Source organism: Pseudoalteromonas sp. S554 (genome assembly GCF_005930865.1).
Classification (GTDB): domain Bacteria; phylum Pseudomonadota; class Gammaproteobacteria; order Enterobacterales; family Alteromonadaceae; genus Pseudoalteromonas; species Pseudoalteromonas marina.
Genome location: NZ_PNDV01000095.1, coordinates 1 through 10,376 on the forward strand (window position 1 = coordinate 1; position 10,376 = coordinate 10,376).

10 protein-coding genes and 2 tRNA genes are annotated in these 10,376 nt (G+C 39.7%); 4 read left to right on the forward strand and 8 right to left on the reverse strand.

The window, feature by feature from the left end; translation table 11 throughout:
• Positions 1–128 precede the first annotated feature (128 nt).
• The 4 genes from CWB65_RS17475 to nudE all read right to left on the reverse strand — a co-directional run bounded on the left by CWB65_RS17475 (position 129) and on the right by nudE (position 1,868).
• Positions 129–205, reverse strand: a tRNA-Met gene (locus CWB65_RS17475).
• 81 nt (positions 206–286) lie between these two features.
• Positions 287–363: transfer RNA gene (locus CWB65_RS17480), tRNA-Met, on the reverse strand.
• Positions 364–499: 136 nt separating this feature from the next.
• The gene (cysQ, locus tag CWB65_RS17485; RefSeq protein WP_006791377.1) at positions 500–1,303 is read right to left on the reverse strand and encodes a 3'(2'),5'-bisphosphate nucleotidase CysQ; all 804 of its coding nucleotides are present in this window, start codon (positions 1,301–1,303) and stop codon (positions 500–502) included.
• Positions 1,296–1,868, reverse strand: coding sequence for an ADP compounds hydrolase NudE (nudE, locus tag CWB65_RS17490; RefSeq protein WP_033035276.1), 573 nt, complete (start codon positions 1,866–1,868; stop codon positions 1,296–1,298). Before nudE ends, cysQ begins: the two co-directional genes overlap by 8 nt.
• Before the next feature lie 62 nt (positions 1,869–1,930).
• Between nudE and yrfG the strand changes: the two genes are divergently transcribed.
• Entirely contained in the window at positions 1,931–2,578 is a 648-nt protein-coding gene (gene yrfG, locus CWB65_RS17495; protein WP_008133302.1) for a GMP/IMP nucleotidase, read from the forward strand.
• Here yrfG and CWB65_RS17500 read toward each other — a convergent pair.
• The 3 genes from CWB65_RS17500 to CWB65_RS17510 all read right to left on the reverse strand — a co-directional run bounded on the left by CWB65_RS17500 (position 2,575) and on the right by CWB65_RS17510 (position 3,990).
• Positions 2,575–3,198: a dUTP diphosphatase gene (locus tag CWB65_RS17500; RefSeq protein ID WP_006791380.1), complete on the reverse strand. Its 624-nt coding sequence runs from the start codon at positions 3,196–3,198 to the stop codon at positions 2,575–2,577. The two genes, yrfG and CWB65_RS17500, sit on opposite strands and share 4 nt — an antisense overlap.
• Before the next feature lie 83 nt (positions 3,199–3,281).
• A complete protein-coding gene (locus tag CWB65_RS17505; RefSeq protein ID WP_008133305.1) occupies positions 3,282–3,650 on the reverse strand; it encodes a YacL family protein in 369 nt (122 codons plus the stop codon).
• A 115-nt stretch (positions 3,651–3,765) separates the two neighbouring features.
• Complete coding sequence (locus CWB65_RS17510; RefSeq protein ID WP_006791382.1) at positions 3,766–3,990, reverse strand: hypothetical protein; 225 nt, start codon at positions 3,988–3,990, stop codon at positions 3,766–3,768.
• 312 nt (positions 3,991–4,302) lie between these two features.
• On the opposite strand from CWB65_RS17510, the gene uvrD reads away from it, so the two are divergent.
• The 3 genes from uvrD to CWB65_RS17525 all read left to right on the forward strand — a co-directional run bounded on the left by uvrD (position 4,303) and on the right by CWB65_RS17525 (position 9,464).
• Positions 4,303–6,468 carry a DNA helicase II gene (gene uvrD, locus CWB65_RS17515; RefSeq protein WP_008133308.1) on the forward strand — a complete coding sequence of 722 codons (2,166 nt, stop codon included), beginning with the start codon at positions 4,303–4,305 and terminating at the stop codon, positions 6,466–6,468.
• Complete coding sequence (locus CWB65_RS17520; RefSeq protein WP_008133310.1) at positions 6,446–8,518, forward strand: tRNA(Met) cytidine acetyltransferase TmcA domain-containing protein; 2,073 nt, start codon at positions 6,446–6,448, stop codon at positions 8,516–8,518. Before uvrD ends, CWB65_RS17520 begins: the two co-directional genes overlap by 23 nt.
• A gap of 100 nt (positions 8,519–8,618) precedes the next feature.
• Positions 8,619–9,464 (forward strand): chemotaxis protein, encoded by an 846-nt coding sequence (locus CWB65_RS17525; protein ID WP_138741102.1) that lies wholly within the window; start codon positions 8,619–8,621, stop codon positions 9,462–9,464.
• Between the two features lie 48 nt (positions 9,465–9,512).
• Here CWB65_RS17525 and CWB65_RS17530 read toward each other — a convergent pair whose 3' ends face one another.
• Positions 9,513–10,169 (reverse strand): nitroreductase family protein, encoded by a 657-nt coding sequence (locus tag CWB65_RS17530; RefSeq protein WP_010557628.1) that lies wholly within the window; start codon positions 10,167–10,169, stop codon positions 9,513–9,515.
• Positions 10,170–10,376: the final 207 nt, after the last annotated feature.

A 10,376-nucleotide genomic window follows, 5' to 3' on the forward strand; every position in this document is an offset into this window, starting at 1 on the left:
CACACTTATAAGTCACTTCACTTCAAACTACTGCTCTTCCGAGACCGACGAGCTACCCATTTCACTGAATTTTAGGCATAAAAAAACACGCTTTTAGCGTGTTACTTTGAATAGTGCTTTTATTTCAGTGGTTGCGGGAGCCGGATTTGAACCGACGACCTTCGGGTTATGAGCCCGACGAGCTACCAGGCTGCTCCATCCCGCGCCTGTATATTTAAAGTCTATCGACTACTTAATTTAATCTCTTAAGTTAGAGTTTACAGTAACCTCACCCCATAAAGGAAATTGGTTGCGGGAGCCGGATTTGAACCGACGACCTTCGGGTTATGAGCCCGACGAGCTACCAGGCTGCTCCATCCCGCGCCTGTAATTTCTTTAAAACATTTTCGTAATATTTACGAGCCTGCCTTGAAGAGAGCGCTACTATATAGGAATAAACTTATAATGCAAGGCTTTAACTACCTAAAACTGTTCAAGTGAACAAAAAGCAATCAAAACTCTATTCTATACTCGCTCTTTGGTGAGGAGTAATCATTTTTTGAAACTCCCAATCAGGGTGGCCCATTACAATAAAGTCTGGGTTTTCAGTGCTCTCGCGTTGGTTATAGGTTAAAGGGTTAAACTCTGCATCAGTAATGCAACCGCCCGCTTCTTCTACAATAACTTGTGAAGCCCCTGTATCCCACTCACCTGTTGGGCCTATTCTTAAAAAGCAATCCGCTTTACCCTCAGCAACAATACATGCTTTTAACGAGCACGAACCAACCGCAATGGTTGTAAATTGGCTATTTAAGTATTGACTCACCGACTCAATTTTCTGACGGCGACTTACCGCTAGTGTTAAACTTTCAGGTGGAGCTACGTATATTCGTGTGTCGCTCTTTTCTTCACGCTTAAAAGCACCATTTTTAGCACTCGCAAAATACGTAATACCTTTTGACGGCCAATGAATTACACCCAACACAGGGTGGTTATTTTCAATAAGCGCAATGTTTACCGCAAAATCACCACTTTCTAAAATAAATTCACCTGTGCCATCCATGGGATCAAGTAACCAATAACGCTGCCAATCTTGCCTATCGGCTAATGCAGGAATAGGTGTTTCTTCCGACATAATAGGAATATCGGGCGCAAGTGCCTTTAAGCCTGCAACAAGCACATCATTTGCAGCTAAATCGGCTTTAGTTACTGGTGTGTGGTCTGACTTTTCTTGTTGGCCAATATCATCTTTTTTGTATATAGCCATAATGGCATCGCCTGCACGTTCGGCTAATTCAATACAAGGTTCTAATAATTTATTCATCGGCAGCTCCAGATGCTAAGTACTTATCTAATAATAGCAAAGCGGCAACACTTCGTGCTTCGGTAAAATCATCTTGCTCTAATAATGACTGCCATTGCGTTAATGGCCACTTAACAACAACTAAAGGCTCAGGCTCGTCGCCTGGAAGTGTTTGCGGATATAATTGCTTAGCAAATAAAATATGCATGGTGGCATTAAAATAACTAGGTGCCATGGTCACTGTTTTTAATGGTTTAAAAAAGTCTGCGCCAAAACCTACTTCTTCTTTAAGTTCTCTATTAGCAGCTTGCTCTGGTGTTTCGCCTGGGTCGATCAGTCCTTTAGGAAAGCCTAGCTGGTAGTCATTGGTGCCCGCGCAATACTCACGCACTAGCAGCATTTCGTTATCAGCCGTTATAGGCACAATCATTACAGCGCCTCTGCCACCACCTCGAATACGTTCATACTGACGCTCTTCGTCATTCGAAAATTTTAGCTCTAAAGATTCCACAGTAAATAGGCGACTTTTAGCGACAACATTATTACTTAGGATTTGAGGAGGTGTTGGATGCTTTTTCTGTGTCATTGGCGTTAATTTGCTATCATGGCAGTTGTGCTTAATCATAAACTTTTCACAGGGAAAAGCCCATGCTAAATTGGTCAAAAATCGATACCGTTTTACTTGATATGGACGGAACACTCCTCGATTTACATTATGACAGCCATTTTTGGTTAACTGTTCTTCCACAGCAACACGCCTTAGCGAAAAATATAAGCCTGAGCGAAGCAAAAGAAGATATTTTTAAACGCTACCAAGCTGTAAGCGGCCAAATTGAGTGGTATTGCTTAGATTATTGGGAAGATCAGCTTAAATTACCAATTATGGATTTAAAGCGAGAAACACAGCACCTTATAAGAGTTCGTGACGACGTACCCTATTTTTTAACGGAGCTAAAAAAAGCAGGAAAAGAGCTTATATTGCTTACCAACGCACATCCAGAAAACGTCATGATGAAATTTGAACACACCGCAATCGATAATTATTTAGATGGTGTAGTGTCGACTCATGAATATGGCGTAAGTAAAGAGCAGCAAAGTTTATGGCACCAAGTACAAAATGATTTAGGATTTAACAAAACACGTACTTTATTTGTTGATGACAGCGTAGCTGTATTAAATGCCGCAAAAGAATACGGCATTGGACACTTACTTGCGGTTGCCAACCCCGACAGTCAGCAACCACACAACGAAATAGCCGATTACTTAAATGTAACCGACTACCGCACTATTATTTAGCTTTTAGGGTAACGTGCCTCAAGGCCTTGATAGACTAATTTTGCGAAGTCTGCATGTTCGGTATCAAGGCTTTTAACTACTTCCACTAAGTGCTCGTTATCTTCTTGCCCGTTCCACACTTTAATGTAGCTACCGTCTTTATAACCATGGTCTTGGCGAAAAAAGTTTAAGGTATTTTTACCAACATAACCACGGTATAAATCGTCAATATCCATGCCCATTTGTGCCATACAACCGGCAAATGCTGATGCATTAAACGCTTTATCTGCAACAGCAGATGCCGCAAGTATTTCTAACGTTTGTTTAAAGTCATCAGCTTGCTGTACTTGGCTCAACTCACTTTCTAATTGCTTTGCTAAGTCTTGATAGCTTGTTTTTCCGTCAATACGTAGCGATAAACCAAAGTGAAAAATATCAACCAATTCTAAAATAACTTGCTCGGTATCGGGTGTTTGTTTTTTCCACCACTTCCAGCCATGATGATCTAGCATTTCGGCACACTCAACCCAAATAGCGCGATACCATTCAAACCCTTGTGTAAACCATTGTTCATGCACTTTTGTATTCATGGCGTTTTGCATTTCTAGCATGACTACTAGCTTATTTAAATTGGCAGACATATCAATTCCTGTCGTTTTTTAGTTGTTTTAATAATACAGAGAAAGCGCTGTTTTTGCATTTGCTATGTCTGTTTTAATTATTTTTATCGATTACTGGTAAACTCAGCCCACGACTCGATTAAATCAATAAAGTCTTCAAAACCACAACCACTGCTTAAGTCGTTCTCTTCAAGCATTAAATCATCATCTTGATAGGCAATTAAGTCTTCGCTGTCTTGGTGCAGAGCATGAGCCTCAAATAAGGCCTCATCTTTAGATAAAATTAAATCTATTTCTTGGCCTTTTAGAGTGACTGGCTCAAAACTCGTTTTGACAGACACAATAAGTGCTTGCACCATAGCGACTTTGCCTTTGCCAATTTCTTCGTTTAACCAACGACCTATTATTGCGTGTTCGCTGCTTATTTTAATTCGTAAACCACTAATAGGGTCACGTATAAATTGATATTCCATAGCTATTACTTATTAAACGTTAATAACGCGATTATACCCGTAAATTAGCTGTAACGCCGACCCTAAAAAACAAAATAGCGCCATTGGGCGCTATTTTTGTAAAACGTTTAAATACCTAACTTCGCGAGCGGTATCGTGCCGCATCTATTATCGACCATAAGTAAATAATAGGTACTAATACAAAACCAACGAGTACGTAAATAAGTGCGTAACTTATAACAATAGCTAGCGCAAAAAATATAGCCGCTAAAATACGCCCTTGTACTAGTTGCCCTAAACCAGGAAAAAATATATTACACAACGCAGCAATTACATTACCGCCAGACCCTTGATCAGCCATACTCACCTCTGTAGTTAATTAATTTTAAATTTTAGTTATCTACTTACTATCACACTTTATGCCAATTTATTAAAGCTTAAAAATCAGTTAGTTAAATTACGACTCACTAATTGCTTTAGTATTTTTTACTAAATATAGGTCAATTTGATTATTTTTATTATTAATCTTAGTCACTTATCCATGCCAAAAACTATCCAGCTGATTGGTTTTAGAGGCTATTTTTATAATAGCTGTTCATAAAAACAGTATTTTATTTAGCCTTACAAAAACACCTGTTATACTGCCCTCAATATTGATTAAAAAGGCGTAACGATGGACGTTTCAGAATTACTCGACGGCTTAAATGACAAACAACGCGATGCCGTTGCAGCCCCATTACAAAACATGCTGGTATTGGCCGGTGCTGGGTCTGGTAAAACACGAGTGTTAGTTCATCGTATCGCGTGGCTTATGCAAGTTGAACAAGCATCAGCTTATAGTATTTTTGCGGTAACTTTTACCAATAAAGCAGCTAAAGAAATGCGTACCCGCGTTGAAGAAACCTTAAAAGCACCGGTTGGCGGGATGTGGATTGGTACTTTCCATGGTTTATCACACCGTATTTTACGCGCTCATCACCGTGAAGCTAACTTACCAGAAGCCTTTCAAATTTTAGACTCTGATGACCAACTTCGTATGATCAAGCGCTTATTAAAATCAATGAATATTGATGATAAAAAGTGGCCTGCAAAACAGTTTGGTTGGTACATAAGCGCTAAAAAAGACGAAGCACTTCGCCCTAAAGATATTCAAGCGTATGATATAAACGAGCAAATGATGCTGCGTGTATATGCCGCCTACCAGGAAGCGTGTGACAGGGCTGGTTTGGTCGATTTTGCTGAAATACTGCTACGCAGCTATGAAGTATTAAAAAATAACCCGACGTTACTTCGCCACTACCAACAGCGCTTTGCCCACATGCTAGTAGACGAGTTTCAAGATACTAATACCATTCAGTACGCATGGTTAAAGTTACTTGCAGGCGACACAAGCAGCATAATGATTGTTGGCGACGATGACCAAAGTATTTACGGCTGGCGCGGAGCTAAAATAGAAAATATAAAACGCTTTTTAACTGACTTTGATGCCGAAACTATTCGCCTTGAACAAAACTACCGTTCAACCGCAACTATTCTTAAAGCATCTAATGCGCTTATAAAAAATAACTCCGAGCGTATGGGTAAAAGCTTATGGACCGATGGTAACGAAGGCGAGCCTATATCAATTTATGCCGCCTTTAACGAATTAGACGAAGCCCGCTTTGTGAGTAGCAAATTACGTAGCTGGTTAAATGCTGGTAACGCGTTGCAAGACGCCGCTATTTTATACCGTAGTAACGCGCAATCTCGTGTACTCGAGGAAGCCATGCTACAAGAAGGCTTAAAATATCGCATTTACGGTGGTATGCGATTCTTCGAACGTCAAGAAATTAAAGATGCGCTATCGTACTTACGCTTAGTAGGTAATCGCCAAGACGATGCCGCATTTGAGCGTGTAATTAATACTCCTGCTCGCGGTATTGGCGATAAAACATTAAGTCACATACGTGATTGCGCTCGTGCTGAGTCACTTCCGCTTTGGTACGCAGCTAAAGCTATTGTTGAACAACAGCACTTATCAGGCCGAGCAGCTGGCGCTGTAACAAAGTTTGTAGAACTTGTTGAGCACATTGAAGAAAAAATTAGCGATCTCACCCTACAAGAACAAGCTAAATACACAATTCAAACCTCTGGCCTTATGGCTATGTACCAAGCTGAAAAAGGCGAAAAAGGCCGTGCCCGCGTAGAAAACTTAGAAGAGCTTATAAGTGCCTGCGATCAGTACGAACTCCCTGAAGAAGAAGAGTTTAGCTCACCACTACAAGGCTTTTTAGCCTATACCTCGCTTGAATCTGGTGAAGGCCAAGCCGATGAGCACGAAGACGCGGTACAAATGATGACGCTTCACTCAGCTAAAGGCTTAGAATTCCCGCTTGTGTTTATGGTGGGCGTTGAAGAAGGCATGTTCCCTTCGCAGCAAAGTAATGAAGAGTCTGGCCGCTTAGAAGAAGAACGCCGCCTTTGTTATGTAGGCATGACCCGTGCAATGGATAAACTATACATTAGCCATGCCGAAAGCCGCCGCCTTTATGGACAAGAGAAGTACCATAGTCCTTCACGTTTTTTACGCGAAATCCCTGAAGACTGCGTTGAAGAAATTCGTATTAAAACACAAGTTTCGCGACCACCGGCAGCCGGTCGCTTTAGTGCATCAGTAAGCCATGCCGCCTTTGAAGACAGCGGCTTTAACTTAGGTCAACGTGTACTGCATGCTAAGTTTGGTATTGGTACGGTACTTAACTATGAAGGTAGCGGTGCACAGTCGCGTGTACAGGTAAACTTTGACGACCTTGGCAGTAAATGGCTAGTAACGGCTTATGCACGATTACAAGCTGTATAAAGCTCACATAAACACGTTAGAAAAAACACTAGTTGGCGCTCATCATCGCCAACTGGTGCTTATTACTGGCAGTACTGTTTGGTGCTACGAGCTGTTAGGCGAATTACTTCAAACTGAAAACACACTCGTCGTTTCTAAAAATACCAGACTAAATAACGCGCAGTGGCCTAATCGTACTCATCAAATTTTAGGGCAAGAATATTCACACGCCGTATACGATGGCTTTAGTGGCTTGCACCCTGATAAATTAGCAGCTATTGCAGGTACGGTAAAAGCAGGCGGTATTTTATATTTACTGCTACCAGAGCTAAGCGAACTTTCAACTTGGCCAGATCCTGCCTTAAGCACAGTGCAGTCTCACGGGCATAAAGTAAGCTATAGCTTTTTTAATGAACGCATTGCCCGCGTTGTACAATCGTTAACCGCTTATCACTTTAGTGAATTACATGGCTGTACAGGTAATCTCAGCAGAGAAAGCTCTGCCAATAAAATAGATTTTGAACCGCAACAGCATTGTGTAGAAAATATAATTAAAGTGGCTCATGGTCGCGCCAATCGCCCTTTACTCATTAATGCCGACAGAGGTCGTGGTAAATCAGCAGCGCTTGGACTTGCTGCCGCCAAGCTTATCGATAAAAAAATACTACTTTGCAGTACACAATTTAAAGCCACTCATAGCAGCTTTAAACATTTAAGTAATGAGTTAAACATACCCTTCGATGGTAAAAGTAAGCAACTTGCTAATTTGCAGTATATTGCTCCAGATTCATTATTAGACTCGTTGCCAGAGTGTGATTTATTACTTGTTGACGAGGCGGCTGCTATTCCAGTTCCTCTGTTATTAAAAATGCTAAAACAGTATCCGCGCATTGTATTTGCAAGTACTTTAGTAGGTTATGAGGGTAATGGTAGAGGCTATACAATTAGGTTTAGTCAGTACATTAAAGCAAAGTATAAAGTCGCTAATATTATCACACTTGATGAACCGTTAAGGTTTGCAAAAGCCGACCCGCTAGAGCGCCATATACGCACTTTGCTCGCACTCGAAGCACAGTACGAAGAAATACAAAGCAATGGCTTAAATAACCTAGTCCACAGTGAAATTACTCAGCAACAACTCACAAATGACGAGCTGTTACTTGAGCAGGTTATTGCATTACTTGCCTTAGCACATTACCAAAGTAGCGTTAACGATTTACGCCAACTACTTGATGCACCCTCACAACGATTGTTCATAACCCAAACACATAATCACCTAGTGGGGGTGTGTTTAGTTACAATAGAAGGCGGGTTACCCCTCGAGCTAACTGAGCAGGTGCTTAAAGGTGAACGCCGCCCACAAGGGCACCTAATGGCACAAACTCTCTCGCAGCTAAGCAGTGATCCCCAGTGCCTTACCCAACTCTCTGCTCGAGTAGTAAGAATTGCTGTTGCCCCTAATCTTCACAGTCAAGGAGTAGGTAAAGCCCTACTGAGTTTTTGCGAATCAAGAGTAAGTAATGAGTGCTATTGGTTTGGTGCTAGTTTTGGCGCTACGGCTGAGCTATTAAAATTTTGGCAAAGCCAAGGGTTTAGCACTATAAAGCTGGGTTATCAAAAAGATAAAAGCACTGGCGAGCATTCAGCACTCGTTGTGAAATGTTTAAACAACAATACGGGTACACTGAAACGATTAAAAGCTGAATTTCAAACCGATATATTTTATGCTTTACTCACACACTTTAAACACCTTGATTGGCAGCTTGTAAATGTACTTATTTCCTCGTTTACAGATAGACCTATCAGTTCAGACATCAAAAAACGTTTAATACGACAACTTAATAATCACTTTTCTCGATTTAGTATTACAGCTACTATTTGGCAAGTTGTAACTCTGGCACCCTCTGTTGTTAATTGTTTAACGCAAAGTGATAAGCAACTATTAATTAGCTTAATTTTGCAAAATGAAAGCGATACAAACGTCATTGAGCAATTAAATATACAAGGCAAAAAAGAGCTTGAAACATGCTTTAAACAAGCAGTGTTAAAACTAGCTAAAGCCATTAAATAACCCACCCCCTTAATACAATGATTAATTACCACAGTTACTTAAGCTATTTGGTAGATTTGTTCTATTCTTAATACATTAATGGGTAAATTAAGATAAAGGCATGGAATTAATAAACTTTAAAGTGGGCTGCAAAACCATTTCACTGAAAATACTTGATATCTTATTAACCGAGCGCTTTGATAATAATCTCACAACACTACCAAACAACAACAAAAGCTTTATTGGTGTTAAAGATTATATGGATATCCCTACGCCAGTTTTCGATTTAGGAATTATCTTAAATAATATATCAACAGAGCAAAGCAACAAACATATTTTAAAACAGCTAAGATCCTGGCAAGACAAACAAACCAAATGGTTTAATACACTCGAAACAAACCTCTTAAATCAATCAGAAAAATTAGTTATTAATGAAACTGAGCTTCAAGACTTTATTGTTTTTTTTCAGGAGTTCAATACAGACAACCCTGATTTAAAGCTTACTATCTCACGCTTTAATGAGCCTTTTGAATTATTACTAGAACAAGCTAAACAAGCCGTAACTGCTCACAGGCAAGGTGAACATAAACAGGTAAGCTATTTACTTAGTAAGATAAAACGTAGCAGTCTTGCTCAGTTAGAGAGACTGTTTGAATCAGCACAAGAGCAAATAACTTTGGATTACAAACCAATTATTGTATTCACAACGAAAGACGGTATAAACCCTCATGTGGGGTTGCTGGTCGATAAAGTAGAAGACAGCCTAGATTATAAAAAAGAAGATATAAAACCATTAGATAAGCTAACTGATATAGGCTTTGATATAGATCCACAAACTAAAGGTATGATGCGAGGGTTAATAAAAATGGCAGAAAATCATAGTGTGCTTATCGATCCGAGTTCCATATTTAAGCCGACTGAACTACAGGTAGAAACTGAAAATACGGAAGCGTATGGCTTATTTTAGACACAAAAAAGCCGAGATAGCCTCGGCTTTTTAATAAAGCTTTTTATGCTATACGGTTGTTATAATGTCTTCTACTGCTAAACGTGCCTTTGGCAAACCATGGTTCCAGTCTTCGTCGGTATTAGGGTAACCCATTGCTAGTGCAACTTCACAAATATGACCGTCAAGTTCAGCATTAAACTTCTCACTAATTAGCTCCGGGTCAACGCCTTCCATTGGAGTCGACGCTATGTTCAATCGCGCTAATGTATGCAGCACATTACCAAGTGCTAAATAAACCTGCGCTTTAGTCCAACTACCGTTGTAACCTTTCTCATCTGTGTTCATTTCAGCGAACGCATATGCACCCATAAAGTTATCGCGCATATCAGCTGGTAAATGACCAGAGCTGACTTCTACATCAACACGCTTAGAAAATTTTTCTTTCGTAAACTTAGGATCATAAGCAAGTAATAATGTATGCGATGCTTCTTTAGCATGATGCTGATTAAACTGGTGTTTGTTAGCAAATGTATCGTGTAAGCGTTGTTTACCTTCTTCACTTTCAACCAAAATAAACTTCCAAGGTTGCGAGTTAATTGAAGAAGCTGACAAGCGAATAGCCTCTTTAATTACTTCAATATCTTCATCAGAAATACGTTTTGATGAATCATATTGCTTAGCGGTATAACGATTGTGTAAATCTTTGATAATTTGATGAGCCATGTTTTTCTCCAAAACTTATACTAAGTAAATATTTTATGAAGTTAGTTTAATTGGAAAGGATCATTTTGATAATAGTGAATACAGTTAAAAGACTATATAGAAAATATTGATAATTAAAATAGCCTAGGCGACCACCAAATTATAATGTAAGCATGTACTAAAAGTTCGGTATAGTTTGGCTATTTACTAAACCCCAGACAGCAAAAA